This window comes from Halomonas sp. KAO (assembly GCF_015595025.1).
Lineage (GTDB): Bacteria > Pseudomonadota > Gammaproteobacteria > Pseudomonadales > Halomonadaceae > Halomonas.
This window is the reverse complement of sequence record NZ_JADNRL010000003.1, coordinates 14,953-40,251: the sequence shown is the minus strand read 5'-3', so window position 1 is coordinate 40,251 and position 25,299 is coordinate 14,953. Positions and strand designations below refer to the sequence as shown.

The following is a 25,299-nucleotide window of genomic DNA, read 5'->3' as shown; positions in this document are numbered from 1 at the left end:
TGCGCTAGTCGTTGCGGACTCCCGCTATCGAACACCGAATCGTTTCAAGGATTGCACATGGCCGAACCGGCTCTGTCCATCCGTGGCCTGACCAAGGTTTACGGCAATGGCTTCCAGGCCCTCAAGGGCATCGACCTCGACGTCGCCCAGGGCGACTTCTACGCCCTGCTGGGGCCCAACGGCGCCGGCAAGTCGACCACCCTGGGCGTGGTCTGCTCGCTGGTGCAGAAGACCGCGGGGAAGGTCTCGATCTTCGGGATCGACATCGACACCGACTTCGCCCGGGCCAAGTACCACCTCGGCGTGGTGCCCCAGGAGTTCAACTTCAGCCAGTTCGAGAAGGTCATCGACATCGTGCTGGCCCAGGCGGGCTACTACGGCATGTCGCGGCGCGAGGCCCTGCCCCGCGCCGAGGAGCTGCTGCGCGATCTCGCCCTCTGGGACAAGCGCAACGGCAGCGCGCGGATGCTCTCCGGCGGCATGAAGCGCCGGCTGATGATCGCCCGCGCCCTGATGCATCGCCCGAAGCTGTTGATCCTCGACGAGCCCACCGCCGGCGTCGACATCGAGCTGCGCCGCAGCATGTGGGACTACATGCGCCGCATCAACCGGGAGGAGGGCACCACCATCATCCTCACCACCCACTACCTCGAGGAGGCCGAGAGCCTCTGCCGTCGCGTGGGCATCATCAACCACGGCCAGATCATCCGCGACACCAGCGTACGTGAGCTGCTTGCCGAGCTCGACACCGAGACCTTCCTGCTCGACCTCGCCCATCCGATCGAGGCGGCCCCCGAGGTCGAGGGCTTCGAGATCCATCGGGTGGACGACGCCCAGCTCGCCGTGGTGGTGCACCGCGGCCAGCGCCTCAACGACGTCTTCGCGGCGCTCAGCGAGCAGGGCATGCAGGTGATGTCGATGCGCAACCGCGCCAATCGCCTGGAGGAGATGTTCGTCTCCATGGTGGAAGACGGCCAGCAGAAGGAGGCGCGTTCATGAACCCCCAGCAGATCGCCATCGCCCTCTGGACCCTGGTCCACAAGGAGATCAAGCGCTTCACGCGGATCTGGCCCCAGACCCTGCTGCCGCCGTCGATCACCATGACGATGTACTTCATCATCTTCGGCAACCTGATCGGCTCGCGGATCGGCGAGATGGACGGCTACAGCTACATGGACTTCATCGTCCCCGGGCTGATCATGATGGCCGTGATCACCAACAGCTACTCCAACGTCGCATCATCCTTCTTCTCCAACAAGTTCCAGCGCTCCATCGAGGAGATGATGGTCTCGCCGATGCCCAACTGGGTGATCCTCTCCGGCTTCGTGCTCGGCGGCATGGCCCGCGGGCTCGGCGTGGGGCTGATCGTTACCGGGGTGTCGCTGTTCTTCACCCGCATCGAGGTGGCCCATCCGCTGCTGACGCTCTTCGTGGTGGTGCTGACCTCGGCGCTGTTCGCCATCGGCGGCTTCATCAACGCCCTGCTGGGCAAGAAGTTCGACGATATCTCCATCGTGCCGACCTTCGTGCTGACCCCGCTGACCTACCTGGGCGGCGTCTTCTACTCGATCTCGCTGCTGCCGGACTTCTGGCAGGGCGTCTCGATGCTCAATCCCATCCTCTACATGGTCAACGTCTTCCGCTACGGTTTCCTCGGGGTCTCCGACATCCCGGTGGGCTGGGCGCTGGCCGCCGTGCTGGCCTTCATCAGCGTGCTCTACGGCGTGGCGCTGTGGATGCTGAACAATGGCAAGGGCATCAGGAGCTGAGCATGACCCAACATCGACCCGACACCCTCACCCACGCCCCGCTGGGGCGCGAGTCCGCCTATCCCGAGCACTACGATGCCGGGCTGCTCTATCCCATTCCCCGGGCCGCCAACCGCGCGCCGCTGGGGATCGAGGAGGGCGCCTTGCCCTTCGTCGGCGAGGACGAGTGGCACGCCTTCGAGCTCTCGTGGTTGAACGCCCGGGGCAAGCCGCTGGTCGCCGTGGCGCGCTTCCGGCTGCCGGCCGAATCGCCCTACCTGATCGAGTCCAAGTCCTGGAAGCTCTACCTCAACGGCTTCAACCAGACCCGCTTCGAGAGCCGCCAGGCGGTGATCGACACCCTGCTGCGCGACCTGGCCCAGGCGGCCGGTGCGCCGGTGGCGGTCGAGCTGCTCGGCCTGGACGATGCGGCGCTGGCGGTGAAGCGCCTGCCCGGCGAGTGCCTGGACGACCTGGACATCGAGGTGACCGACTACACCCCGAGCGCCGAGCACCTGACGGCGGGGGAGGAGATCGTCGAGGAGACGCTCCACTCCCACCTGCTCAAGTCCAACTGCCCGGTCACCGGCCAGCCCGACTGGGGCAGCGTGCTGATCCGCTACCGCGGCCCCAGGCTCGACCGCGAGGGGCTGCTGCGCTACCTGATCGGCTATCGCCAGCACCAGGACTTCCACGAGCATTGCGTGGAGCACATCTTCACCGACCTGATGGCCCGCGCCCGGCCGGAACGGCTGCTGGTGCTGGCGCGCTATGTACGCCGAGGCGGGCTCGATATCAGCCCCTGGCGGGCGACACCGGGGGAGCGCCCCCCGGAGCCGCTGCGGCTCGCGCGTCAATAGGACAGCCACTCGGGCTATCGCAGTTACCGAAACCAATGGGCGTTGAGGACAGCACCCCACTCGCACGACAGGCGAGCGGGGCGCTGCTAGAGTGGCGAGAACCATTTAGAGTGACGAGAACTGTTCTCGTATCAAGATTGCCAAGGGAGAGTTAATGATGGACGCGATATCGCTGCTGCATGAACGCAGCTCCATGGGCAAGCTGATGGGGCCACCGCCCAACGCCGAACAGCTCGAGGTCATCTATCGGGCGGCCCTGCGGGCACCGGACCACAAGGAACTGCGCCCCTGGCGCTTTATCGAGTTCTCCGGCGAGGGCCTGGAGCGGCTGGGCGAGCTGTTCGCCGAGGCGGAGTATCGTGAGGACCCTCATGTCGGAGATACCGCCCTGAACGCTGCCCGCAAGAAGCCGCTGCGTGCTCCCATGGTGATTGCGGTGATCGCCAGGGTCACCCCGGAGGTGCCCAAGGTACCCAAGGTGGAGCAGGTGATCTCGGCCGGCTGTGCCGCCCACGCCATCCTGCTTGCCGCCCATGCCCAGGGCCTTGGCGCCATGTGGCGCAGCGGCAAGTACGCCTTCGACCCCGTGGTACGGAAGGGGCTGGGGCTGAACGAGGATGACGAGGTGGTGGCCTTCATCTATCTCGGCACCCTGGGTGGCCGCCACAAGCCCATCGCCCAGCATGATATCGACGACTTCGTCGAGCACTGGCGCTGAGATGCGTGACATCGGCGTTCCCCACCCGCGACTTCCTCTGCCGCCCCAGGACGGTGAGGATGACCTCGGCGAATTCCTCGCCTGGTTAGGCGAGGCGATTCCGCTGGTTCGGCAGCTGGGCATCCGCGAGATGCGCCGTGAGGGCGACCGGCTCGGCTGGGAGCTGGCGCTCACCCCCAATCTCAATGACAAGGGCACCGGCTTCGGTGGCTCCCTCGCCGCCCAGACCACCCTGCTGGGCTGGTGCTGGACCACCCTCTGGCTGCGGCGTCGCGGCCTCGCCCGGGATGTGGTGGTGGCCGAGGCCACCCAGCGTTTCCTGGCACCGGTGACCGGCGATTATCGTCTGGAGTGTCTGCCAGAAGCTGAGGAGGGGCCCGAGCGCCTCGCCGCAAGGCTCGATGAGAAGGGGCGCGGGCGTATCGCCCTGGTGCAGCGACTCTGGTGCGGTGAGACCCTGTGCCTGGAGGCACGCGGCGACTACGCGGTGCTGGCCGAACGCGCTTGAGACAGCGCTCGGCGCGAACGACATGATCGGCCTTCGTAACGAAGGCCGATCTTTTTGCCCCTGGCGATGGTTACTCCACCTGCCAGGAAGCCGAAGACCTAGAGCTTGACCAGCATCTTGCCTTGGTTGCGCCCGGTGAACAGGGCCAGGAAGGCATCCGGGGTGCTCTCCAGGCCTTCCATGACGGTTTCCTGGTAGTCGATCTCGCCGCTGGCGACCCGGGGGGCGAATTCGTTCAGGAAATCGCTGTGATGCTCCCAGTGGTCGAAGACGATAAAGCCCTGCATGCGCGCGCGGCGAATCAGCAGCATCGCCAGGTTGGCCGGTCCGGCGGCGGGACCTTCGGCGTTGTAGCGTGAGATCATGCCGCAGATGGCGATGCGGGCGCCCACCCTGAGGTTATCCAGCGCCGCTTCCAGGCAGTCGCCACCGACGTTCTCGTAATAGACGTCGAAGCCCTCCGGGCAGGCGTCCTTGAGCGCCTCGCTCAGTTGGCGGGCATCCTTGCCGCGGTAGCTGATCGCCTTGATACCGTGGGATTCGAGCCACTCCAGCTTCTTGGGATCCCCGGCGATGCCGACCACGGTGCCGCCCTTGGCCTTGGCCAGCTGCACCGCGAGGGAGCCCACCGCGCCGCCGGCAGCGCTGACCAGCACGTTGTCTCCCTCCTGCATGTCGGCTATCACGTTGAGCCCGACCCAGGCGGTAGTGCCCGGCATGCCCAGCACACCCAGGTAGGCCTGGGGGGGCACATCGAAGGTGGGCAGCGGCTCGACCTGGTCACCGGGTAGCTGGGCGATATCGCGCCAGCCGCCCATATGGCGAACCCTGTCGCCCTCCTTGAAGCGCGAATCCCGGGACTCGATGACCTCGCCCACGGCGGCGCCTTCCAGAGGCTTGCCGAGCGTGAAGGGCTCGATATAGGTGGTGACACCATCCATGCGGCCACGCATGTAGGGATCGACGGAGAGCCAGGTGTTGCGAATGCGCACCTCACCCTCCTGCAGGGCGGGTAGCTCCGCCGCCTCGAGCTGGAACAGCTCGCGGTCGGGCATGCCCTGGGGGTGTTCGTGAATGGTGAAATAGCGGCTGTGCATGGAGCCTCCTTCGAGTTCAGTGGTCTCTGCAGGCATCGGGGCGTTCGGTTCGACGCCCGACGCCTGACAGCGATGCGTCTGGCTGTCAGCGGTGGCCCTAGGCTACGCCACCCGAGTGATATCACGCCAATGCAAGTTGCTTAAATGCAATATGCGCCAAGCTGATATCATTGCCATTGAAATCCTAGCCTCCACCACCAAGGCATGCACGCCCATGCACCTCGCCGATCTCGCTCGTCACGACCTGAATGCCCTGGTGACCCTGCACGCGCTGCTGGACTCCCGCAGTGTCACCCGGGCCGCCCAGCGCCTCAACCTCAGCCAGCCTGCGGTCTCGCGGACCCTGTCGCGGCTGCGCCTGGCCTTCGATGACCCACTGTTCGTGCGCACTCACCGCGGGCTGCGCCCCACGGCGAGGGCCGAGGCGCTGGGGCCGCCCCTGGCGCGTTTGCTGGAAGAGCTGGGGGCCCTGCTGGCGCCACCGGAGTTCGATCCGGCCAGTACCACTCGACGCTTTCAGCTGGCGACCACCGACTATGGCATGCACGCCTTCCTGGCGCCTCAGTGGCAGGCCCTGAAGCGGCAAGCGCCCCATCTGCGGCTGGATATCCAGGCCTATAGCGGCAGCATCGAGCAGCGGCTCGACGAGGGCGGCCCCGAGCTTGCGCTCTGCGTGCTCGGTGACCAGGTGCCGGCCAATGTGCATGGCCGCGAGCTCGGTCGCGACCATTTCGTCTGCGTGATGCGCGAGGCGCATCCGCTGGCCCGGGAGCCGGAGGCAGCCTTTACGCTGGAGGCGTTTCTGGAAGCGGATCACCAGCTGATCACCATGGGCGGTGATGATCGTGGGGCGGTGGACCTGGCGCTGGCCCGGCAAGGCCTGAGCCGGCGCGTGAGCCTGCGTCAGCCGCACTTCCTGGCGAGCTTCTCGGCCACCCAGCACAGTGACCTGCTGCTGTGTGTGCCGGGCTGCCTCGCCGCCAGCGTGCTCGAGCACTGGCCGCTGGCGCTGCGGCGGCTGCCCCTCGAGGTGGCTTCCTTCTCCTACTGGCTGGTGTGGCATGAGCGCCACCATGGGGATGCCGGCCACGCCTGGCTGCGACAAACCCTGTTCGAGGGTCTCGAGACCCGCTACCACGCGCTTCGTCGCCGGCTGCCCGCGGTGTGAGTCGGCGCCGACCATGTAGGAAAGAGGACCTATAGACGCGCCTTGAGCCACTCGATGGCGTGAGTGGCGCGAGCCGTGAGCGGCCATTCGGCGCGATGCAGAAGCCACAGCGAATCCACCACCCTGGGCAGGTCCTCGACGACCCGGATCGCCTCGGGGCGTGCGAATGCCTGACGCGCGAAGCGAGGCAGGACGCTGAATCCCAGCCCTGCGGCGACCGGGTCGAGAATCAGTCCGATCTGATTGGTAAACCCCCGGCAGGGCAGTTGGCCTATCCCCGGGTTACCCGGGAAGCAGCGACTCAAGAGCCGAGTGGCCATGTCGTGTCCGTCGGGGTGATCGATGAAGCCAAGCCGCATCAGGTCCGCCCAGCCCTCGACTCGCTCCCCGGCCGGGACCACCAGCTCGAGGGCTTCCCGCGCGAAGAGCGACACCGACAGGCGAGAGTCCTCGGGCTGCTGGGTGGCGAGCCCGAACTCGGCACGCTTGTCGAGCACGCTTGCGATGACCTCGCCGGTCGGGCCGAAGCGATGGCGAATGGTGAGGCCGGGCGCTTCGCCCTGCAGGGCCAGCAGATGGGGATAGATCGCCAGGCCGATGCTGCCGGGTGTGATAAGGCTGAGATCGCCCCGCGTGGCGTCATCACCGGCCAGGCGCTGTTGCAGGCGCTGGTCGGCGGCGTGCATCTCTCGCTGATAGTCGAGCAGGGCATGACCCGCGGGAGTCAGCTCAAGCTGCCTCGGCTGGCGCAGCAGTAGTGGCCCGAGTCACGTTTCCAGGTGCTTGATATGTTGGCTGACCGCGGCCTGGGTCAGGTCCAGTCGCTCGGCCGCACGAGTGAAGTTGCCAAGCTCGACCACGGCCTCGAAAGTGCGCAGCCACTGAGGTTGAAGCATAAGTATCTTTTATTACGGGGATAAGAGGGTGGTGGTTTTGATTATGGCCTGCGCCGCCTAGCATGGCCAACGTCATATCCCGGACGACCAACAGGAGTCTTCGTCATGAGTCAGCCCTATCCCCGCACCTTCTCGCATATCGGCATTTCGGTACCCGATGTCGAGGCGGCCGTCGCGTTCTACACCGAGGTTCTCGGCTGGTACGTGATCATGGAGCCCACCACCATCGTCGAGGACGACTCCGCCATCGGCACGATGTGCAGTGATGTCTTCGGGCCGGGCTGGGAGTCGTTCCGTATCGCTCACCTGTCGACCGGGGACCGGGTCGGCGTCGAGCTGTTCGAGTTCAAGGAGCAGCAGGCTCCCGAGAACAACTTCGAGTACTGGAAGACCGGCATCTTCCACTTCTGTATCCAGGACCCCGACGTGGAAGGACTCGCCGAACGCATCGTCGCTGCCGGTGGCAAGCAGCGCATGCCGGTCAGGGAGTACTTCCCCGGCGAGAAGCCGTTCCGCATGGTCTATATGGAAGACCCCTTCGGCAATATTCTCGAGATCTATAGCCACAGCTATGAGCTGACCTACTCCGCCGGGGCCTACGCCTCCTGACACCGGCCGAAACGGCAACGGGGCTATCGCCCAGTCCCGTGGCCGCCGGCGAGACCCCCGCACGACCAATTCCCGGCTACTCTGGAGGTACGGCATCGTCCCCGCGGCGAGTCGCCAAGCCATAAGAGGGTGTCGGGGCCATGGAGCAGATCCAGTTCGTGCCACTGTTGATGGGGGAGGTCGAACAGTACCTTCGCGGGCTGGTCGAGGCTAGTCCGCGCCTGCTGGCCGCCGTGGCGCTGATCCTGGTGACCTGGGGGATGGCGCGGCTGCTTGGCGCCCTCGTGAGCCGACTGGCGCGAAGGGCGCGCCTGCGACGCAACCTGATCGATGTTCTGGCCATGCTGACCCACCTAACGGTCTGGCTGATCGGTCTGCTGGTCGCGATCACCCTGGTCTTTCCCACGGTCACCCCGGCCAAGGCGTTAACCACGCTGGGGCTGGGTTCCCTGGCCGTGGGCTTCGCCTTCAAGGATATCTTCGAGAACTTCCTGGCGGGGCTGCTGATCCTGTGGCGCGAACCGTTCAAGATCGGCGATCACATCGCTGTGGAGGAGCATGAGGTCGAGGGGCTGGTCGAGCTGATCACCGTGCGCGACAGCCATATTCGGCGTACCGACGGCCAGCGCATCGTGGTGCCCAATGCCCTGCTGTTCGAGAACCCGGTCATCGTGCGCACCGACCGCGATGTGAGGCGCACCTCGATCATCGTCGGCATCGCCTACGATGAGGACGTCGATGCCGCCCGGGAGGTGATCGGGGACGCGGTGCGACATGTCGACTCGGTGCGTGATGATGTGCGCGATATCCAGGTCTTCGCCAAGGCCTTCGGTGAAAGCTCGATCGACTTCGAGGTGACCTGGTGGACCGGCTCCAAGCCGGTGGATATTCGCTCCTCGCGAGACCAGGTGGTCGCCGCGATCAAGCGTGCTCTCGACGAGCACGGCATCGAGATACCCTTTCCCTACCGTACGTTGGTGTTCAAGTCAGGCTCACCGCTGCCACTCGCCTCCGCCCAGCCCGAGGAGGGGGAGTGAGGGTGCCTGTCCGGCGTCCTGTGCAGCTTTCTTGCTTGATGACACTGATATCTGAGACAGCCTGATGGTCGGCTGGAAACCAAGGCAACTCGGAAGGTCCCAGTGTCCATGGGAAGGGGCTATGGAAACATGGAGCCAGGCGTCGATGAGGCTGGCACAGACAAAGAAAAAGCCGCTGATTTCTCAGCGGCTTGATCAAAAATCTTGGCGGAGGGGGAGGGATTCGAACCCTCGAAGCCTTTCGACTTACACACTTTCCAGGCGTGCTCCTTCGACCACTCGGACACCCCTCCGTATTGTGGTTCTCACGCCGGGGCGGTTGGCCCTTTCGCGTCAGAACGGCGCATATAGTATCGACCTAAGTGCGCGAATGCAAGCGGTTTCCGGTGTTTTGCCTGAACCGCCTCCGGTGATGGGCCCGTGTGCTGCCTTGGGGTACGCCTGGGGACGTTGGTTCGCTATGCTGGGGGCGAATCCATGACAGGGAGAGTCCCGTGTCCTTACGTACGATGTCATTACCCTCCATGCTCGCCGGCCTGCTGCTGGCACTGCCTTTGTCAGCTCTGGCCGAGACCCCCAACATCGTGCCGGGGGAGTGGGAGTTCACCAGTACCACCTCGGTCTCGGGTGATCTGCCGTTCCCCGACCAGACCGAGACGTCCCGCGAGTGCATCGCCCAGGGCGATCTCAATGATCCCGACTTCCAGATGATCGAGGAGGAGGAGAACTGCGAGCTGATCGAACATAATGTGGGCGTCGATGGCATGGACTACCGCATGGCCTGCCAGGCCGAGGGTGGCCAGGCGGATATCGTCGGCCATATGGATTTCCTGGGTGAGACCACCGAGGGCCGCGTCGAAGTGACCATTCAGTCGCCGCAGATGGGCGAGATGGAGATGGTCACCGAGGTCGAGGGGCAGCGTATCGGCGAATGCTGACTCTCTCGTCGCGGAGCTGCGTGTAGAACGGTCTAGCGCAGAACGGTTGAGCGAGGCACGTTTGAACCCAGAATGGCCACCCGCGGGTGGCCGTTCTGCTTTCTCTTTTGTCGTTTTAATGTCGTCTTGTGATGTGCGGTGGGTTCACGGTCCTTCCGGGGCGGCCTCCATTTCTCGCTCCAGGCGTTTGGTAACGTCGCCGGGCGAACCGGTGCGCCGCGCCAGCAGGTCGTAGGCCACCGGTACCACGAACAGGGTGAACAGGGTGGCGGCGGCCAGGCCACAGAGGATGACGATGCCGATCACCAGGCGTGTCTCGGCACCGGCACCGCTGGAGATGATCAGCGGTACCGCTCCTGCCATGGTGGTAACGGCGGTCATCACGATGGGGCGCAGGCGGGTCACCGAGGCCTCCACCAGCGCCTCGTGGAAGGCCCAGCCCTGGTCGCGCAGCTGGTTGGCGAACTCCACGATCAGGATCCCGTTCTTGGCGGCGAGACCCACCAGCATCACCAGTCCCACCTGGCTGTAGATGTTCAGTGACTGGCCGGTGACGTAGAGCCCCAGCAGGGCACCGCAGATCGCCAGGGGCACGCTGAGCATGATCACGAAGGGGTGCACGAAGCTCTCGAACTGGCCGGCCAGGACCAGGAAGACCACCACCAGGCCCAGGCCCAGCAGGAAGCCGGTGGCACTGCTCGCTTCCTGAAAGTCGCGAGAAGCCCCCTTGACGTCGGTCTGGGCCTCGGGGGGCAGCAGCTCACGAGCCGTCTCCTCCAGATAGCTCAGCGCCTCGCCCAGCGGATAGCCGTCGGCGAGGTCCGCCTCGAGGGTGATGGCACGCAGCCGGTTGAAGCGATTCAGGGTGCTGGGACCGGCGAAGTCGGTCAGGCTCACCAGGCTGGCCAGGGGGATCAGCTCGCCGCTGCGCTGTGAGCGTACCCGCAGGCTCTCCAGGCTTTGCGGACTGGGGCGCGCGCCGGGCTCACCCTCGAGAATGACGTCGTACTCCTCGCCGTCATCGATATAGCGAGTGGCGGTACGCCCCCCGAGCAGGGTCTCCAGGGTGCGCCCGATCTCGGTGACGGTGACCCCGAGCTCGGCGGCCCGCTGGTAGTCGATATCGACCTGGAGCTGGGGCTGGGTCTCTTCATAGTCGCTGTCCAGCCCGGTGAGGCGGGGGTTGTCCTCGCGGATATGGGCGAAGAGGGTGTCGCGCCAGGCCTCGAGCTCCTCGTAGCTGCCGCCACCGAGCACGAACTGCACGGGCTTCTCGACACTGACGCCGAAGCCCTGACGCATCACCGGGAAGGCGCGCACGCCGGGCAGGTCGGCGAGCTTGCCTCGAATCTCGGCCATGATCGCCCAGGCGGAACGGCGGCTGCCCCAGTCGGCCAGGTTGATGATGACGAAGCCGCTGTTGAAGTTCTCGATATTGCCCCAGCCGAGTGGCGCGCGCACCAGCACGCGATCGACCTCGCCGCCCTCGACCATCGGCAGCAGTCGTGCCTCGATCTCGTCCATATAGTCGAGCATGTAGTCGTAGGTGGCACCGGGGGGGCCGTTGACCAGCACCCAGAAGTTGCCGCGGTCCTCCTTGGGGGTGTACTCGTTGGGTAGCTCGGCGTTGAGCCAGAGCATGCCGCCGATCACCGCGACGAGCAGTGCCATCACCAGCAGGCGCAGCTTGAGGGCGCGCTCGAGCAGGCGACGGTAGATGCAGCGAGAGTGCTCCAGTGCCCACTGCACGCCACGGGCGAGGCGGCCCTCGTGCATATTCGTCTTGAGGAGCTTGGATGCCATCATCGGCGTCAGGGTCAGCGCCAGCAGGCTGGAGATGGCCACGGCGGCGGCCAGTGTCAGGGCAAACTCCGAGAAGAGTCGGCCGATATCGCCCTGCAGAAAGCTCAGCGGCACGAAGACCGCGATCAGTACCAGGGTGGTGGCGATCACGGCGAAGGCGATCTGGCGGGTACCGCGAAACGCCGCCACCAGCGGGGTCTCGCCATGGTCGTGCATGCGCCGATGGATGTTCTCCAGCACCACGATGGCGTCATCGACGATCAGGCCGATGGCCAGCACCAGGGCCAGCAGGGTGAGCAGGTTGATGGTGAAGCCCATCATGGCCAGGGCACCGAAGGTGCCGATCAGGGCGATGGGCACGGTCACCGCGGGGATCAGGGTGGTGCGCAGATTGCCCAGAAACAGGAAGATCGCCACCACCACCAGGCCCATGGCGATAAACAGGGTCTCCACCACCTGGGAGATGGCTCCCTCGACGAACATCGAGGCGTCGAAGTTGAGCGCCAGGGTCATGCCCTCGGGCAGCTTCGGCTGCTGGCGCGCCATCTCGGCCTGCACCTCGCGGGAGATCTCCAGCACATTGGCGGTGGACTGCTTGACCATGCCCAGGCCCACCAGTGGCGTGCCATTGCCGCGGAAGATGGTGCGCTCCTCCACGGCGCCGATCTCCACCCGGGCCACGTCACCCAGGCGCACCAGATAGCCGTTGTCGGCCTTGTCCAGCACCAGGTGGCGGAAATCCTCGGGCGTCGCGAAGCCGCGTGGCAGGCGTACGATGAACTGTCGCTCGCTGGACTCGAGGGAGCCTCCGGGGAGTTCGGCGTTATCGGCCCGCAGCGCATCCTCGATGTCACCGGCGGTGAGGCCACGGGCGGCCATGGCATCCGCATCGAGCCACACGCGCATGGCGTACTCGCGCCCGCCGCCGATGATGACGCGCGAGACCCCCGGCTGGATGGAGAAACGGTCCACCAGGTAGCGGTTGGCGTAATCGGTGAGCTCGGCCATGGTGTAGCCCTCACCGGAGAGCGATAGCCAGATCACGACCTGGGAGCTGGAGTCGGCCTTCTCCACCTCGGGAGGGTCGGCCTCGTCGGGCAGGTTGCCGGCGGCATCGGAGATGCGGTCGCGGATATCGTTGGCGGCCGAATCGATGTCCCGGTCGAGGCCGAATTCGATGTTGATGCTGGAGCGCCCGTCCCGGCTCGAGGAGGAGATCACCTCGATACCGGAGACTCCGGCGATACGATCCTCCAGCACCTGAGTGATACGCGCCTCCACCACGCTGGCCGAGGCGCCGGGGTAGCCGGTGTTGACGCTGACGATGGGCGGGTCGATGGTGGGGTACTCCTGCAGCGGCAGACGCTGAAGGGCGAGCAGGCCAAAGGCCACGATTAGGGCGGCCAGCACCGTGGCCAGTACCGGCCGCTGAACGGAGAGATCGGAGAGGCGCATCAGCCGCTGGCCTCCTTGGCATCACGGTCCCGACGCAGCAGCTCGGATACGCTGGTGGTGTCGTCGAGAATGCCCAGCAGGCGGGTCGGCTGGCCGTCGCGTACCCGCTCGGTCCCGTGGGCCACCACCAGCTGTCCCGCCTTCAGGCCGGCGAGAATTTCGACCTCCCCCTTGCGGCGGGCGCCGATGGTGACCTCGCGACGCGTCACGCGATGCTCGTCATCCTGGGTCAGGGTCAGCACGTACTGACGGCGCCCCTCGGGGATCAGCGCCGACTCGGGGATCACCAGGGCCTGGCGAGCCTCACGCTGTACCACCACGTTCATCAACATCCCGGGGCGCAGCTTGCCCTCGGGGTTGTCGATCAATGCCCGCACGCTCACGCTGCGGCTCACCGGATCGACCCGGGTACCGATGCTGGCGATCTCGGCGCCGAAGAGGGTGTCCGGATAGGCGGCGCTGGTGGCACTCAGGGCCAGCCCCGGGGAGATCTCGCCCAGCGTCAGCTCCGGCAGGGTGAAGTCGAGCTTCATCACGTCGAGCTTGTCCAGGGTCACAAGTTCGGTGCCCGGGGTGACCAGGGTCCCCACGCTGACGTTGCGAAAGCCCACGCGACCGCCGAAGGGGGCCCGCAGACGGTAGTCGTTGAGCCGTGCCTCCAGGGCCTGGATCTCGGCCTCGACCTGACGCAGCCGTGAACGGGCATCCTCCAGGTCACCCCGGGGGGCCAGGTTGCGCTGCTGCAGCTGGGTCAGGCGATTGACGGCATTGCGGCGCTCCTCACGCAACGCCTGGGCGGCACGCAGGTCGGCCTGGGCCTCGTCATCGGCCAGGCGAACCAGCAGCTGACCCGCCTCGACCTCCTCGCCATCGCGGAAGTTGAGCTGTGCCACGACATCGGTCACCGTGGCGGAGAGCGTGACGCTCTCATCGGCGCGCAGGGTTCCCAGCGACGCCAGTGGGTCGGACCAGGCGTCCAGGTGCGCTTCGGCGGCGATCACCGCCGTGGGCTGCTGCGCCTGTAGCGGTGAGGCAACCATCAGCAGCAGACCCGGCAACAGGGGCAGTAAACGAAGGAGGAAGCGTAGCGGCATGTGGGCAATCTTGTCGGTAGGCGGTGGTCGGGCAACGATCAACGGCGTTATCGAATAGCTTACTCGGGCGTGGCCATGAGAGTGTGGCAACTTTTCACAACCCGCTTTTCACAAGCCGGTGTGTCGCCCAAGGGATTCAAATGTACAAGGCTTGTACACCACTGGCCACTCTCGGCGCCCGGCGATGGGGCTGCTAGAATGCGCGCCTCGCCGCAGGCGGTACGGGCAATGGCCGAGAGGAGAGCAGGGTGACATACGATGTAGTGGTGATCGGCGCCGGCGCCGCTGGGCTGATGTGTGCCCTGAATGCCGGCTATGCGGGGCGGCGGGTGCTGGTGGTGGACCATGCCAACAAGGCCGGCAAGAAGATCCTGATGTCCGGTGGCGGGCGTTGCAACTTCACCAACCTCAACTCCACGCCGGCCAACTTCTTTTCGGGCAATCCCCACTTCTGCATCTCGGCGCTCAAGCGTTATCGGCCCGAGCACTTCCTGGAGCTGGTCGAGCGCCATGGGGTCGAGTATGTCGAGAAGGCCCCGGGGCAGCTGTTCTGCGCCGATTCCGCCAAGGAGATCCTGCGTGTGCTGCTGACCGAGTGTGACTGGGCGGGAGTGGAGATCCGCCTGAAGACGCGTATCGACTCGGTGGAGCGCCTGGGGGAGGGCGTTCGCCTGGCGACCTCCGCCGGCACGTTCGATGCCGGGGCGCTGGTGGTGGCCAGCGGTGGCCTCTCGATCCCCACCATGGGGGCCAGCGGCTTCGGCTACGAGATCGCCCGCCAGTTCGGGCTGGAGGTGACCGATACGCGCCCCGCGCTGGTGCCCTTCACCCTGACATCACAGTGGAAGGCGCGAGCGGAGGCGCTGGCGGGGGTGAGCTGCGAGGTGGAGGCCAGCTGCCGCGAAGGACGCTATCGCGAGCCCATGCTGTTTACCCACCGCGGCCTGTCGGGCCCGGCCATGCTGCAGGTCTCCAGTCACTGGCAGCCCGGTGACGAGATCGTGATCGATCTGCTGCCCGGCGAGGACGCCTTCGCCGCGCTGTGTGCGGCGCGCCAGGAGACACCGAAGCGGCGCCTCTCTACCTGGCTGGGCGAGCGCCTGCCCAGGCGTCTCGCCCAGGCGCTGGTGGAGTGGCAGAACGATGACGGCGTGCTGGCCGAGTGTGGCAATGCGCGTCTGCAGGGGTGGGCCGAGGCGCTTAATCGCTGGCGCCTCAAGCCCGCCGGCACCGAAGGGTGGCGCACCGCCGAGGTGACCCTGGGTGGGGTGGATACCAGTGCGGTATCCTCACGGGACTTTGCGGTGGCGGGGTTGCCTCAGCTGCGCTTCATCGGGGAAGTGCTGGATGTGACCGGCGAGCTGGGGGGCCACAACTTCCAGTGGGCCTGGGCCAGCGGTGTGGCCTGCGGATCAAGCCTCTAGCGCTGCAGAACGCTGCCGTCGTCATCCAGCAGGGGGTAGCTGCCCTGCTCGTCGTGGTCCTCGGGGCCAACCAGCGCCGGCGTGAACACGCACAGCACGGTCATGCCCTTCTCGCTGCTGAGAATATGCTGCTGATTCTTGTCCAGGGCATACATCACGCCGGGCTCCAGGTCCCATTTTCCGCCCTCGGTCAGATCCTCTATCTGACCACGACCCTCGATGCAGATCACGCTCTCCTTGTGGTTGCGATACCACATGTGAAGAGCCTGGCCGGGCTTGATGGTGGTCTCGTGGAGCGAGTGCCCCATGCCATCCTTGCGCAGGGTGTAGCGTCGGCTGATGAACTTCTCCTCGTCGATGGCGTTGTCTTCGGCATCCTTGTGGGTACGAACGATCATGGTGCGCCTCCTGTGACGATGCTGGGTGGTGGCCGGGACCTCCTGCGAGCGATTCAGACCTCCTGGGAGGGGTCGGGAATCGAGGGGAAGCGTGGCGGATGGGTTTCCATGAAGGCGTGGCTGGCGCGCAGCACACGGATATCGTCGAACTTGCCGCCGGCCAGCTGGAAGCCTACCGGCAGTCCGGCGTCGGTGAAGCCACAGGGGATCGACGCCGCCGGCTGCTGGCTGAGGTTGAAGGGGTAGGAGAAGGGGGCCCACTCCTCCCAGTCGCGCATGTCGCTCCCGGGAGGGACCTGATGGTTTACCTCGAAGGGCGGTATGGCCACCGAGGGCGTCATCAGCAGGTGGTAGCGCTGATTGAAGTGCTCCAGCTGCTCGGTGAGACGCGCACGGTCGGCCAGGGCGCGGAACAGGTCCACCGCCGACCACTCCTCGGCACGACGCGCGTTGTCGACCAATCCCGGGTCGAGCTGCTGACGCTGTGTTTCGTCGCACTGAGACCACAGCTCCAGCGATGCCGTGAACCACAGGCGGCGAAAGATATCGATCGGCGACTCGAAACCGGGGTGGATTTCGGTGACCTCGGCCCCCAGCGCCTCGAGCTTCTCGGCGGCCTCGCGCACTCGCTGAGCGATCTGCGGATCGACCTTGGCATAGCCGAGATCGGGCGAGTAGGCGATTCGCAACCCCTTGAGGCTCTTGTCGAGGTCCACCCCCCAGTCCTCGGGCTGACCGCGCGTGGCGTAGGGGTCGCGGTAGTCGTAGCGACCAATCGCGTTGAGCATATGCACGGCATCCCGCACGGTGCGGGTGAGTGGCCCGATATGCGACAGGGTCGGCTCCTTGGCGGGTGGCCACTGAGGCGTCCAGCCGAAGGTAGGCTTGAAGCCGAAGACCCCGGTGAAGGCCGCCGGGATGCGGATGGAGCCCCCGGAGTCGCCCCCCTGGTGCAGCACTCCCATGTTGAGAGCGGCGGCGACCGCCGCACCGCCCGAGGAGCCCCCGGGGGTGAGTCGAGTATCCCAGGGATTACAGGTGGCGCCGAAGACGCGATTGTCGGTCACCCCCTTCCAGCCGAACTCGGGAGTGTTGGTCTTGCCCAGCAGCACCGCCCCGGCTTCGCGCAGTCGCGCTGACGGCGGTGCGTCGTGCTCACAGGGGGCGTCGGAGGTGGTGAGCGAGCCTTCGCGCGACGGCATGCCGGCCACGTCGGTGAGATCCTTCAGCGTGACCGGAATGCCATCCAGCTTGCCCAGAGGCCGACCCTGGCCCCAGCGGCGTGCCGAGGCCTTGGCGGCGCGCTCGGCGCCCTCGCTATCGACATGGGTGAAGGCGTTGACCTGACCATCGAAGCGCTGGATGCGCTCCAGGGCGGCACGTGTGGCCTCCAGCGGGGAGGTCTTGCCGGTGCGGTAGAGTTCGATCAGCTGGTCGGCCGTCATCTGGCCGAGGTCGGTATCGTTCATGGTTAGCGCCTTCCTAGCAGCATTCCAATGATGACCCCGAAAACGGTACCTATGCCGAGGCTGGTCCAGGGGTTGTCGTGAACGTAGCGGTCGCTGACATCGAGGCGGTGGTCCACGGTGTCGCGGGCCTCCCCGTAGAGGCGCTCGCCGCGGGACTCCAGCCGCTCGCGGGTCTCCTTGAGACGCTTCTCGGCGCGATCGCGAAGCGCCTTGATATTGCTGCGGGAGTCGTCGGCGGTGGCGCCGATCAGCTCCTCGATGGTCTGTGTCAGCTGATGCAGGTCCTCCTTGAGCTGGGCGGTGGACTCTTGGGTGCGCGACTGGCCGGTCGACTTGGCTGTGCTGCGGGAGCGCGTGTTCTGCTTTCCCTGTTCGCGGGTGCCCCGGGATCGAGTGTTGCGTTGCTGTGCCATCGAGCTCTTCCCTGTGACGGTGAGTTCAGATCCAGCATAGCAGGCGTTGAGCAGCTTAAAAGGGGGTTGGTGGAAGCGATCACCCCCGGGATCACCCTAGCCGCTGGCTGCCTTCGGCATCCCGCGGCATCATGGAGCCGTTAGGCCGATCGGAGACCCGGACGATGAAGAAAGTGCTATTGATCGCGCTGCTGGCCCTGGCGGGGCTCACCTGGCTCGAGGGGCAGTGGGAGGGGCGCGGCAGTGCGGAGCTCCCTGTCGTGGAGCAGCGCCTGCCGGGGCAGACGCAGATCGAGGCGACCCTGCGGTTGATCGAGCGTGGCGGTCCCTTTCCCCACTCCCAGGATGGCACGACCTTCTTCAACCGCGAGGGCAGGCTGCCGAAGGAGCCGCGGGGCTACTATCGCGAATACACCGTGGAGACGCCGGGCCTGGACCATCGCGGTGCTCGTCGTATCGTGACCGGCGGCAAGCCTCCCGAGGTCTTCTACTACACCGATGACCACTACGACTCGTTTCGGGTACTGGAGGGTCGACGTTGAGCACAACGAGTGAGAGTGAGGTTCTGGCACGCTATCTGAGCGATCCGGCCCACGCCGGGGTGTACCGTCTGGATGCGGCGCGGATCGAGACGCCTGTCGTGTCGGTGAGCGAGAAGAGGGGGGCTGCCGTTGCAGGGGGCGACTGGCGCAGGCTGCCGGCGGCGCAATACTGGAGTCGCGAGGCGCTGCTCGATGGCCTGGCGGCGAGCCTGGCCTTTCCCGACCACTTCGGGCGTAACTGGGATGCCGCCTGGGACTGCCTGACGGAGCTTGACTGGGGCGAGGAGCGGGCCCTGGTGGTGTTGGTGCCCGCGGCACCCGCCGATGAGGCCGCCATGGCGGTCTTCGTCGAGTTGATGCGGGATGCCGCCGAGCACTGGGCGGCCCGCGGTCATGCGCTGGTTACGTTGATTGTCAGCGAGACGCCGGTCACAGTCGGGCTACGGACGGCGCCGGAATGGCCACTGGGACCAGGCGCGAGGTGAGTCGCCGAGGATAATGCCTGCGACGCGCTAGCTCAGCAGTCGACGCAGGCGGTTGAACATCAGGGCGCTGGCGGTCGCGCGGCGACCATAGCGTATTAGCCGACTATGATTCTTGCCGATCCCCAGCATCAGCACTCCCCCCAAGGCATAGAGGGGAACCTTGAAGCGCATCAGTGCATGCCAGCCGCTGTCGATCGACTCGGAGGCGGAGTGCCAGCGGTTGGCCGCGACCAGAATGTCCACCCGCTGCTGTTCGATGCGTGCCTCCAGCTCGGCCTTGCGTTGCGCTCGGCTGAGTGGCGCTTCGTTGTCAGCTGTCATGTCGACCCTCCTTGCGCTCCTGCTCCAGCAGCTCACGGTCGGTGGCGAGGTGCTTGAGGGTACTGGCCAGCAGGGTACGCCTGCGCGCCAGCTGCATGACTCGCAGGCATAGCAGCAGGCCGCTGGACAGCAAGACCCCCGCGCTGACGGCGATGGCGGTCAGGCGGTAGCTGTCCCAGAAGAACACGATCACCAGGGTGGTGAGTACCGCGATGCCGAGCAGCAACAGGATCAGTGCCAGGCCCGCGAGTAGCAGCATGCCGACCAGGCGGGCGCGCTCCTCTTCCAGCTCCAGCACGGCGAGACGCAGGCGTGTCTCGCCGCTGGCCAGCAGGCTGCCCAGCAGGCGCCTGCCGGCGGTAAAGATACGCTGAGCCGGTCCCTGGCTGGCTGCCATCAGCGCCGCCCGATCAGCATGCCGATCACGATGCCTACGCCGGCGCCGATGCCGATGCTGGTCCAGGGGTTGTCGCGGACATAGCGGTCACAGGCATCGACCTGATGGTCGAGGGTCTCCCGGGCATCACCATAGAGGCGTTCGCCGCGAGCCTCGAGCCGATCGCGGGTCTCCTTGAGCCGCTTCTCGGCACGTTCGCGCAGCTCCTTGATATTGCCGCGCGAATCATCGGCGGTGGCACTGACCATCTCCTCGATGGTCTGGGTGAGGTGCTGCAGGTCTTCCTTGAGTTGCGCGTTGGTTACCTGATTACGATTTGCCATTCGGGTCTTCCTGTGACGGTGGGTGACAGGTCCAGCATAGCAGCCGGCATGCGGCTTGGCAGAGTGCCGGCAGGCCGGTCAGGGCTAGCGCAGCATGCCGCTATTGGGCGCAAACAGCGGGTTGAGGCTGAAGCCCAGGCTGAGGCGTTGAGTGACCTGATCGTAGTCGATCAGGCTCTCGCCGTAGCCATGGTAGTACTGTACATGGGCACGGACTCTGCTGTCGAAGAGCGGCCAGGAGTAGTCGAGCTGCCCCCCCATATGGCCGGCCCCGGGGTTGCCGCGCAGCAGCAGGCTGAGCTCGTCCTCTCCGAAACGCCGGGCGAGGGTGACGTCGCCATAGCCCATGTAGCGTTCGATATCGGGGTTGTCATCATCCCCGGTGGTTTCGGGCAGGCGATAATGCGGCGCCAGGCTTACCGCCCAGTTGCCACGCTGGAAGACCGTCTCCAGGTAGAGGCGGTTCCAGCTGCGCGACAGCTCGTTGGAGCGGCCGTTGGACTGATGATTGATGGCCACGCGGTTGCGTATATTGGCCCAGCCAAGCACCTGCCAGTCGTTGTCGGCGCTGAGAAAAATCTCGGGCTCGTAGTTGGTCTCGCGGAACGGCGAGGAGTCGTCGGTGTTATAGGCCTGCCACCAGCTGCGCTGGGTATAGGCGAAGTAGAGATCACCGGTATCGCCGAACAAACCCTCGGCAAGCGCGACCTTGGCGCTGAACTGAAACTTCAGCTCGCTGCGCTCCATCCCCCCCTCACCCGTAAGGTCGGCATAGGCAGCGTGGTTCGGCTTTCGATTGTAGGTGAGCGGAAACAGGTAGTTGCGCCGGTAGGCGGTGATGGCATAGGGGTTGCGGTTCGAGGCCTGCTCCAGCTGACGCCGGCCGGCGGCTTCGGCCACGGCAACATCGGCCGGGGCTAGCTGCTCCTGGGGCCAGACGAACTCCCTGGCGTTCGGTATGTCATCGACTGGCTGGGCATCCATGGCATCGAGCCTGGCCTGCACTGCAGCGGCTTCGGTGTGAAGCTCGGCCAGGCGTGCCTCCAGCTCGGCGCGGCTGGTCGAGTCCGGTGCCGCCTGAGCCGTGCCGACGATCAATAGAGCCTGACAGGCAAGGGCGGCGGTGCGAATCGGCGGGCGCATGTGGTTTTCCAGGGTAGAAAGGGCTGGATGATCGTTCTACCACGCCCGGAAGACAAGTCAACCGCCTGAGGGAATCACGATTGCCTTGCCGCGGAAGGGAGCACAGAATCGACAGCCAGGAAGATGCAACGGGAGAGGGGCGTGAGGACGGCAACAACGGGAAGTGCCAGGCAGGGCAGAGGGCACCCAGCGCTCTGCAGGTTACTGGGATGTATTCTGCTGGGGTGGATGCTGCTGGCCATGGCATGGCCGGCCTTGGCCCAGCAGGAGCCACTGCCCGAGCGTGCCGCCGTGGAGGAGCAGCTGACGGCTCTGGAGGAGCGCGCCGGCGAGACGGGCCCTTCCGGTGAGGAACAGGTCACGATCGAGCTTCTCAACGCCACACTCGCCGACCTCGATGCCCTGGACGAGGTCGAGAAGCGCCGAGAAGCGCTTGAAGCGCGAGTGGATCAGGCGCCCGAGGTTCTGTTGCGTCTGGAGCGTGAGCTGGAAGATGAAGCCGCTAGCGGTCGAGCCACCGCCGCCGAGCTGGATGAGCTCTCTCTTGAAGAACTGGAAGCACGCCAGCAGCGGGCGGTCGTGGAGCTGCAGCGTCTTCAGGATCGCCTCGCCGAGGTCAACGCGCAGCTGTTGACGGGCCAGACCCTGCCCGAGCGCGCTCAGCAGGCCATCGCCGAGGCCATGCGTCGGGTCGAGCAGGCGAGACGCGACCTCGACGAGCTGGATGTCAATGATATCCCCGCGGATGACCCCAGGCGCTGGCGACGACAGGTGGCTCGTGCCCTGGCCGAGGCGCGGTTGCTCTATCACCAGCGCGAGCTGGCTACCAACAGCCGCCTGCGCGACCTGGACCAGCAGCGCCAGGAGCTCCTGACGCGCCAGCAGTCACGCCAGGAGGCGAAGCTTGCGTTGTTGCAGAATGTCATCGAGCGCAAGCGGCGGATGGCGTCGGAGCAGGCCATCGCCGATGCGGTAAGAGACGACCCGCTGCTGGAGGAGGGGCATCCGGTGCTGGTGAGTGCCCAGCAGGTGAACCTAGCCCTCAGTCAGGAGCTGCTGCGCGCCAACGATCGTAGCAGCGTGCTGGTGCGCGATAACCTCACGCTGCGTAGTCAGCTTGATCAGGTGCGTCAGCTAGAGCGCAGCCTCACCGAGCAGATTGAGGCGATTCGTGGCTCGACCCTGCTGGCGCGTATCCTGCGTGAACAGCGGCGTGCACTGCCTCAGGCCACCACGCGGCGCGACCTGCAGGATGAGATCGCCGATCTGCGACTTCGCCAGTTCGATCTGGCGAATCAGCGTGATCAGCTGCGCGAGGGGGAGCGCCTGGCCCGGCAGCGCCTGGAGGAGGCCGGGGTGGCGAGCAGCGAAGCTCTGGTCGACTCCTTGAAGCGGCTATATCAGTCGCGTCGGGAGCTGGTCGACCGTCTCGAACAGACCTACGGCAGCCTGCTGAGCTCGGCCATCGAGCTGCAGCTGAATCAGCAGCAGCTGACGGAGACGACCCAGGGGCTGCGAGACACCATCGACGAGCAGCTGTTCTGGGTCGCTAGCACGCGCCCACTGGGGCTGGCCTGGCTGCGCCAGCTGCCCAACAACCTTGCCCTGGAGTGGCGGGAAGGCGAATGGCGACAGGCGTTGCCCACCACCTGGAGTCTCCCCTCGGTGGGCGCCCTGGCGGGATCGCTGCCTCTGCTGCTGGCCGCAGTCCTGCTGTGGAAGCGTCGGCGCATCCAGGCGCGCCTGGCCGAGCTGCATGAGCAGATCGGGCGACTGCGCAGCGATACCCAGCTGCATACGCCGCTGGCGATAGTGTTCAATGCGTTGATGGCCGCACCGGGGCCGCTGTTGCTGGCGGGGGCCAGCCTGGCACTGCTGTTCGGTGGGGATGATACCGCCCAGGCACTGGGCAAGGCCGGACTGGAGCTCTCCCTGGCCTGGGGCGTGGTGGCCTGGTCGCGCCGACTGCTGGTCCCTGATGGTGTGGCCACGACCCACTTCCACTGGCCGGCGGACTACGCCCTGCGCCTTTATCGGCAGATGGGCTGGCTGGGGATTGCCCTGGTGCCGGTGCTGGGGATCGCCACCCTGGCCCGTGAGTCGGAGTTTGGCCTGAGCAATCGTCCGGTGGCGCTGGGCCTGCTGTTGCTGGGGCTGATGGTCATGAGCGTGAAGATAGCTCGGCTGATCATGGCCCATGCGCCCTACTTCGGGCTCAAGCTGTTTCGCCTGGTGCTGGGACTGGCGATGGCGGGTGTGCCACTGATCCTGATCGGGCTGGTGGTGAGCGGGTTCGAGTATACCGCGCTAAGCCTGATTGGCCGCTTCGTGATCACGCTCTATCTGCTGGGGTTATGGATTCTGGTCGAGGCCTCGGTGGTGCGAGGGCTGGCGGTGGCGGCGCGCCGCCTGGCGTTTCGTCGCGCCTTGGCCCGCCGCCGTGCCGAGGGAAAGGAGGGGGCCGAAGGCGGCCCCGAGGTCGTCGAGGAGCCGCCCCTGGACATGGAGCAGATCAATCAGCAGTCGTTGAGGCTCTCCAAGTTGCTCCTGCTGATCGGCTTCGTGCTGCTGTTCTACCTGGTGTGGGCCGACCTGCTGACCGTGCTCGGTTATCTGGAGAAGGTGGCGATATGGGGTGGGGAAGGCGACGACCTGGTCACCGACGCCTTGACGGTGGCGGACGTCTTCACCGCGCTGCTGATCGTGGCGCTGACCATGATGCTGGCACGCAACCTGCCGGGGCTGCTGGAGGTCAGTGTGCTGTCGCGTCTGGAGCTCAAGCAGGGGAGCGCCTACGCCATCACCTCGCTGCTCTCCTACACCATCATCGGCACCGGCCTGGTGTCGTTTCTGGGAACCCTGGGGGTCTCCTGGGACAAGCTGCAGTGGCTGGTGGCGGCGCTGGGGGTGGGGCTCGGTTTCGGGCTGCAGGAGATCTTCGCCAACTTCGTCTCGGGGTTGATCATTCTCTTCGAGCGACCCGTGCGCATCGGCGATACCGTGACCCTGGGCAACCTCACCGGCACGGTGAGTCGAATCCGCATTCGCGCCACCACGGTGACCGACTTCGACAACAAGGAGATCATCATCCCCAACAAGACCTTCGTCACCGACCAGCTGATCAACTGGTCGCTCTCGGATACCGTCACCCGTGTGGTGCTGACCTACGGCGTGGCCTATGGCTCCGAACCTCGCCTGGTGCACCGCCTGCTGCGTCAGGCCGCCGAGGAGAGCGAGCGCGTGCTGGCCGACCCGGAGCCCCAGGTCTTCTTCATGGCCTATGGTGCGAGCACCCTCGATTTCGAACTGCGTATCTTCGTCAACGCCCTGGGGGATCGGTTATTTGCCACCGACGAGATCAATTCGCGGGTCGGCGAGCTGTTTGCCGAACACGGTATCGAGATCGCCTTCAATCAGCTCGATGTTCGACTGCATCGTGCCGTCGATGGTGTGGAGCGCAGGGTCGAGCGCCGAGGCGCCGCCGGGCCGGTCGAAGAATATCCGGCCCCCGGGGCCTACGGTGATCCGGGAGACATCGAGACGGGGGATGCCGATGGTGCGGGCGAGGGTGGCCTGGATGGGGAGGCGGATGGTGGCCGCTGAATCGCCTGGCCGGTGCGCTCAGCCGCGCAGGGCGTAAAGCAGGAACTCGCGGTTGCCGTCACCGCCCCGTATCGGGCTCTCCTGCCAGTGCTGGATGACCAGGTTGGCCTCGCGACAGCACTGGCGGATGCGTGCCTCGACCTCGGCATAGCGTGCGGTGTCGCGAACCAGCCCCTGGGAATCGACTCCGCCGGGACCTACCTCGAACTGGGGCTTGACCAGACTGACCAGGCGTCCACCCGTGGCCAGCAGGGTGGCGAGTTCGGTCAGGATCAGCGTCTGGGAGATAAAGGAGACATCCATCACGGCCAGATCCGGGGCACCTCCGCCCTGGGCGGCAAGGGTCTCCGCCAGCCGCGCATCCTCGGCCATGGCGCGGGCATTCAGCCCTTCCAGGCAGGTGACCCTGGGGTCATCGCGCAGGCTGGGGTCGAGCTGGTCATGCCCCACCTCGACCCCGATCACGTGTCGCGCGCCATGGGCCAGGGCGCAGTCGGTGAACCCGCCGGTGGACTGCCCCACATCCAGCACCAGCTGGCCCTCCAGGTCGAGCGCCAGCGCCTGGAGGAGCGCTTCCAGCTTGAGCCCCGCCCGGGACACGTAGCGCTCCTCCGGGTCATCCGCCACCGACAGCCGAGTATCATCCGGCAGCTTCTCCCCCGGCTTGGTCAGTACCCGGTCGGAGTCGGCCAGACACACCCGGCCATGGCGAATCAGTCGCTGGGCGCGGGTGCGTGAACGGGCCAGGCCCTGGGTGACGAGCAGCAGGTCGAGGCGAGGCATGGGGGCTCCGGGCGGAAAAAGGGCGCCATTATAGCCAGCGGAGAGTCTCCGTTGTAGCCAAGGGAGA

General features: G+C 65.9%; 26 protein-coding genes and 1 tRNA gene. 13 read left to right on the top strand and 14 right to left on the bottom strand.

Annotated features, from left to right (window positions below; genetic code table 11):
* Positions 1–57 precede the first annotated feature (57 nt).
* The 5 genes from IOC61_RS00670 (at position 58) to IOC61_RS00650 (ending at position 3,834) form a co-directional block, all read left to right on the top strand.
* Positions 58–999: an ABC transporter ATP-binding protein gene (locus tag IOC61_RS00670; protein WP_195686979.1), complete on the top strand. Its 942-nt coding sequence runs from the start codon at positions 58–60 to the stop codon at positions 997–999.
* A complete protein-coding gene (locus IOC61_RS00665) occupies positions 996–1,769 on the top strand; it encodes an ABC transporter permease (RefSeq protein WP_195686978.1) in 774 nt (257 codons plus the stop codon). Before IOC61_RS00670 ends, IOC61_RS00665 begins: the two co-directional genes overlap by 4 nt.
* A 2-nt stretch (positions 1,770–1,771) precedes the next feature.
* Positions 1,772–2,608, top strand: a complete 837-nt coding sequence (gene queF, locus IOC61_RS00660) for an NADPH-dependent 7-cyano-7-deazaguanine reductase QueF (protein WP_195686977.1) — start codon at positions 1,772–1,774, stop codon at positions 2,606–2,608.
* A 157-nt stretch (positions 2,609–2,765) separates the two neighbouring features.
* Positions 2,766–3,326 carry a nitroreductase family protein gene (locus tag IOC61_RS00655; protein ID WP_195687037.1) on the top strand — a complete coding sequence of 187 codons (561 nt, stop codon included), beginning with the start codon at positions 2,766–2,768 and terminating at the stop codon, positions 3,324–3,326.
* A 1-nt stretch (position 3,327) separates the two neighbouring features.
* On the top strand, positions 3,328–3,834 hold the full coding sequence (locus IOC61_RS00650; RefSeq protein ID WP_195686976.1) for a YiiD C-terminal domain-containing protein: 507 nt from the start codon (positions 3,328–3,330) through the stop codon (positions 3,832–3,834).
* A 98-nt stretch (positions 3,835–3,932) separates the two neighbouring features.
* On the opposite strand, the gene IOC61_RS00645 is transcribed toward IOC61_RS00650, so the two are convergent.
* Positions 3,933–4,931 (bottom strand): NADP-dependent oxidoreductase, encoded by a 999-nt coding sequence (locus IOC61_RS00645; RefSeq protein ID WP_195686975.1) that lies wholly within the window; start codon positions 4,929–4,931, stop codon positions 3,933–3,935.
* A gap of 214 nt (positions 4,932–5,145) precedes the next feature.
* Between IOC61_RS00645 and IOC61_RS00640 the strand changes: the two genes are divergently transcribed.
* Positions 5,146–6,099, top strand: a complete 954-nt coding sequence (locus tag IOC61_RS00640) for a LysR family transcriptional regulator (RefSeq protein ID WP_195686974.1) — start codon at positions 5,146–5,148, stop codon at positions 6,097–6,099.
* Between the two features lie 29 nt (positions 6,100–6,128).
* Here the strand turns inward: IOC61_RS00640 and IOC61_RS00635 are convergent, their stop codons facing one another.
* Complete coding sequence (locus IOC61_RS00635) at positions 6,129–6,785, bottom strand: LysR family transcriptional regulator substrate-binding protein (protein WP_324254665.1); 657 nt, start codon at positions 6,783–6,785, stop codon at positions 6,129–6,131.
* Positions 6,786–6,866: 81 nt separating this feature from the next.
* Positions 6,867–6,995 (bottom strand): LysR family transcriptional regulator, encoded by a 129-nt coding sequence (locus IOC61_RS17855; protein WP_324254664.1) that lies wholly within the window; start codon positions 6,993–6,995, stop codon positions 6,867–6,869.
* Between the two features lie 105 nt (positions 6,996–7,100).
* Here IOC61_RS17855 and IOC61_RS00630 point away from each other — a divergent pair, with 105 nt between their 5' ends.
* Positions 7,101–7,604 carry a lactoylglutathione lyase family protein gene (locus IOC61_RS00630; RefSeq protein ID WP_195686973.1) on the top strand — a complete coding sequence of 168 codons (504 nt, stop codon included), beginning with the start codon at positions 7,101–7,103 and terminating at the stop codon, positions 7,602–7,604.
* Between the two features lie 140 nt (positions 7,605–7,744).
* Complete coding sequence (locus IOC61_RS00625) at positions 7,745–8,641, top strand: mechanosensitive ion channel family protein (protein ID WP_195686972.1); 897 nt, start codon at positions 7,745–7,747, stop codon at positions 8,639–8,641.
* 205 nt (positions 8,642–8,846) lie between these two features.
* On the opposite strand, the gene IOC61_RS00620 is transcribed toward IOC61_RS00625, so the two are convergent.
* Positions 8,847–8,934 (bottom strand) — tRNA-Ser (locus tag IOC61_RS00620).
* 201 nt (positions 8,935–9,135) lie between these two features.
* Between IOC61_RS00620 and IOC61_RS00615 the strand changes: the two genes are divergently transcribed.
* Positions 9,136–9,579 carry a DUF3617 domain-containing protein gene (locus tag IOC61_RS00615; protein WP_324254663.1) on the top strand — a complete coding sequence of 148 codons (444 nt, stop codon included), beginning with the start codon at positions 9,136–9,138 and terminating at the stop codon, positions 9,577–9,579.
* Between the two features lie 144 nt (positions 9,580–9,723).
* Here the strand turns inward: IOC61_RS00615 and IOC61_RS00610 are convergent, their stop codons facing one another.
* Together IOC61_RS00610 and IOC61_RS00605 are read right to left on the bottom strand one after the other, a co-directional pair.
* Entirely contained in the window at positions 9,724–12,837 is a 3,114-nt protein-coding gene (locus tag IOC61_RS00610; protein ID WP_195686971.1) for an efflux RND transporter permease subunit, read from the bottom strand.
* Complete coding sequence (locus tag IOC61_RS00605) at positions 12,837–13,931, bottom strand: efflux RND transporter periplasmic adaptor subunit (protein WP_195686970.1); 1,095 nt, start codon at positions 13,929–13,931, stop codon at positions 12,837–12,839. The genes IOC61_RS00610 and IOC61_RS00605 overlap by 1 nt, the downstream gene beginning before the upstream one ends.
* 248 nt (positions 13,932–14,179) lie before the next feature.
* Between IOC61_RS00605 and IOC61_RS00600 the strand changes: the two genes are divergently transcribed.
* Entirely contained in the window at positions 14,180–15,355 is a 1,176-nt protein-coding gene (locus tag IOC61_RS00600; protein WP_195686969.1) for an NAD(P)/FAD-dependent oxidoreductase, read from the top strand.
* On the opposite strand, the gene IOC61_RS00595 is transcribed toward IOC61_RS00600, so the two are convergent.
* Genes IOC61_RS00595 through IOC61_RS00585 form a run of 3 tightly spaced genes read right to left on the bottom strand, consistent with a single transcriptional unit; the run spans position 15,352 to position 17,635 of the window.
* Complete coding sequence (locus IOC61_RS00595) at positions 15,352–15,753, bottom strand: ectoine synthase (RefSeq protein ID WP_195686968.1); 402 nt, start codon at positions 15,751–15,753, stop codon at positions 15,352–15,354. The genes IOC61_RS00600 and IOC61_RS00595 overlap by 4 nt on opposite strands.
* A 53-nt stretch (positions 15,754–15,806) precedes the next feature.
* On the bottom strand, positions 15,807–17,222 hold the full coding sequence (locus IOC61_RS00590) for an amidase (RefSeq protein ID WP_195686967.1): 1,416 nt from the start codon (positions 17,220–17,222) through the stop codon (positions 15,807–15,809).
* Between the two features lie 2 nt (positions 17,223–17,224).
* Positions 17,225–17,635 (bottom strand): DUF883 family protein, encoded by a 411-nt coding sequence (locus IOC61_RS00585; RefSeq protein WP_195686966.1) that lies wholly within the window; start codon positions 17,633–17,635, stop codon positions 17,225–17,227.
* Positions 17,636–17,799: 164 nt separating this feature from the next.
* On the opposite strand from IOC61_RS00585, the gene IOC61_RS00580 reads away from it, so the two are divergent.
* Entirely contained in the window at positions 17,800–18,177 is a 378-nt protein-coding gene (locus IOC61_RS00580; RefSeq protein ID WP_195686965.1) for a ribonuclease domain-containing protein, read from the top strand.
* Positions 18,174–18,662: a barstar family protein gene (locus tag IOC61_RS00575; protein WP_195686964.1), complete on the top strand. Its 489-nt coding sequence runs from the start codon at positions 18,174–18,176 to the stop codon at positions 18,660–18,662. The genes IOC61_RS00580 and IOC61_RS00575 overlap by 4 nt, the downstream gene beginning before the upstream one ends.
* 27 nt (positions 18,663–18,689) lie before the next feature.
* Here IOC61_RS00575 and IOC61_RS00570 read toward each other — a convergent pair whose 3' ends face one another.
* The 4 genes from IOC61_RS00570 to IOC61_RS00555 form a co-directional block, all read right to left on the bottom strand.
* Positions 18,690–18,983 (bottom strand): YqjK family protein, encoded by a 294-nt coding sequence (locus tag IOC61_RS00570; RefSeq protein WP_195686963.1) that lies wholly within the window; start codon positions 18,981–18,983, stop codon positions 18,690–18,692.
* Positions 18,973–19,380 carry a phage holin family protein gene (locus tag IOC61_RS00565; protein ID WP_195686962.1) on the bottom strand — a complete coding sequence of 136 codons (408 nt, stop codon included), beginning with the start codon at positions 19,378–19,380 and terminating at the stop codon, positions 18,973–18,975. Before IOC61_RS00565 ends, IOC61_RS00570 begins: the two co-directional genes overlap by 11 nt.
* Positions 19,380–19,703: a DUF883 family protein gene (locus IOC61_RS00560; protein WP_195686961.1), complete on the bottom strand. Its 324-nt coding sequence runs from the start codon at positions 19,701–19,703 to the stop codon at positions 19,380–19,382. The genes IOC61_RS00565 and IOC61_RS00560 overlap by 1 nt, the downstream gene beginning before the upstream one ends.
* An 84-nt stretch (positions 19,704–19,787) precedes the next feature.
* Complete coding sequence (locus IOC61_RS00555; protein WP_195686960.1) at positions 19,788–20,846, bottom strand: phospholipase A; 1,059 nt, start codon at positions 20,844–20,846, stop codon at positions 19,788–19,790.
* A gap of 123 nt (positions 20,847–20,969) precedes the next feature.
* On the opposite strand from IOC61_RS00555, the gene mscK reads away from it, so the two are divergent.
* The gene (gene mscK / locus IOC61_RS00550; RefSeq protein ID WP_195686959.1) at positions 20,970–24,449 is read left to right on the top strand and encodes a mechanosensitive channel MscK; all 3,480 of its coding nucleotides are present in this window, start codon (positions 20,970–20,972) and stop codon (positions 24,447–24,449) included.
* An 18-nt stretch (positions 24,450–24,467) separates the two neighbouring features.
* On the opposite strand, the gene IOC61_RS00545 is transcribed toward mscK, so the two are convergent.
* Positions 24,468–25,232, bottom strand: coding sequence for a TlyA family RNA methyltransferase (locus IOC61_RS00545; RefSeq protein ID WP_195686958.1), 765 nt, complete (start codon positions 25,230–25,232; stop codon positions 24,468–24,470).
* Positions 25,233–25,299: the final 67 nt, after the last annotated feature.

What these genes read in the sequence shown, in the direction of transcription:
- IOC61_RS00670 (WP_195686979.1), top strand. Translation starts at nt 58, where the DNA reads ATGGCCGAACCGGCTCTGTCCATCCGTGGCCTGACCAAGGTTTACGGC.
- IOC61_RS00665 (WP_195686978.1), top strand. Translation starts at nt 996, where the DNA reads ATGAACCCCCAGCAGATCGCCATCGCCCTCTGGACCCTGGTCCACAAG.
- queF (WP_195686977.1), top strand. Translation starts at nt 1,772, where the DNA reads ATGACCCAACATCGACCCGACACCCTCACCCACGCCCCGCTGGGGCGC.
- IOC61_RS00655 (WP_195687037.1), top strand. Translation starts at nt 2,766, where the DNA reads ATGGACGCGATATCGCTGCTGCATGAACGCAGCTCCATGGGCAAGCTG.
- IOC61_RS00650 (WP_195686976.1), top strand. Translation starts at nt 3,328, where the DNA reads ATGCGTGACATCGGCGTTCCCCACCCGCGACTTCCTCTGCCGCCCCAG.
- IOC61_RS00645 (WP_195686975.1), bottom strand. Translation starts at nt 4,931, where the DNA reads ATGCACAGCCGCTATTTCACCATTCACGAACACCCCCAGGGCATGCCC.
- IOC61_RS00640 (WP_195686974.1), top strand. Translation starts at nt 5,146, where the DNA reads ATGCACCTCGCCGATCTCGCTCGTCACGACCTGAATGCCCTGGTGACC.
- IOC61_RS00635 (WP_324254665.1), bottom strand. Translation starts at nt 6,785, where the DNA reads ATGCACGCCGCCGACCAGCGCCTGCAACAGCGCCTGGCCGGTGATGAC.
- IOC61_RS17855 (WP_324254664.1), bottom strand. Translation starts at nt 6,995, where the DNA reads ATGCTTCAACCTCAGTGGCTGCGCACTTTCGAGGCCGTGGTCGAGCTT.
- IOC61_RS00630 (WP_195686973.1), top strand. Translation starts at nt 7,101, where the DNA reads ATGAGTCAGCCCTATCCCCGCACCTTCTCGCATATCGGCATTTCGGTA.
- IOC61_RS00625 (WP_195686972.1), top strand. Translation starts at nt 7,745, where the DNA reads ATGGAGCAGATCCAGTTCGTGCCACTGTTGATGGGGGAGGTCGAACAG.
- IOC61_RS00610 (WP_195686971.1), bottom strand. Translation starts at nt 12,837, where the DNA reads ATGCGCCTCTCCGATCTCTCCGTTCAGCGGCCGGTACTGGCCACGGTG.
- IOC61_RS00605 (WP_195686970.1), bottom strand. Translation starts at nt 13,931, where the DNA reads ATGCCGCTACGCTTCCTCCTTCGTTTACTGCCCCTGTTGCCGGGTCTG.
- IOC61_RS00595 (WP_195686968.1), bottom strand. Translation starts at nt 15,753, where the DNA reads ATGATCGTTCGTACCCACAAGGATGCCGAAGACAACGCCATCGACGAG.
- IOC61_RS00590 (WP_195686967.1), bottom strand. Translation starts at nt 17,222, where the DNA reads ATGAACGATACCGACCTCGGCCAGATGACGGCCGACCAGCTGATCGAA.
- IOC61_RS00585 (WP_195686966.1), bottom strand. Translation starts at nt 17,635, where the DNA reads ATGGCACAGCAACGCAACACTCGATCCCGGGGCACCCGCGAACAGGGA.
- IOC61_RS00580 (WP_195686965.1), top strand. Translation starts at nt 17,800, where the DNA reads ATGAAGAAAGTGCTATTGATCGCGCTGCTGGCCCTGGCGGGGCTCACC.
- IOC61_RS00570 (WP_195686963.1), bottom strand. Translation starts at nt 18,983, where the DNA reads ATGACAGCTGACAACGAAGCGCCACTCAGCCGAGCGCAACGCAAGGCC.
- IOC61_RS00565 (WP_195686962.1), bottom strand. Translation starts at nt 19,380, where the DNA reads ATGGCAGCCAGCCAGGGACCGGCTCAGCGTATCTTTACCGCCGGCAGG.
- IOC61_RS00560 (WP_195686961.1), bottom strand. Translation starts at nt 19,703, where the DNA reads ATGGCAAATCGTAATCAGGTAACCAACGCGCAACTCAAGGAAGACCTG.
- IOC61_RS00555 (WP_195686960.1), bottom strand. Translation starts at nt 20,846, where the DNA reads ATGCGCCCGCCGATTCGCACCGCCGCCCTTGCCTGTCAGGCTCTATTG.
- mscK (WP_195686959.1), top strand. Translation starts at nt 20,970, where the DNA reads ATGCAACGGGAGAGGGGCGTGAGGACGGCAACAACGGGAAGTGCCAGG.
- IOC61_RS00545 (WP_195686958.1), bottom strand. Translation starts at nt 25,232, where the DNA reads ATGCCTCGCCTCGACCTGCTGCTCGTCACCCAGGGCCTGGCCCGTTCA.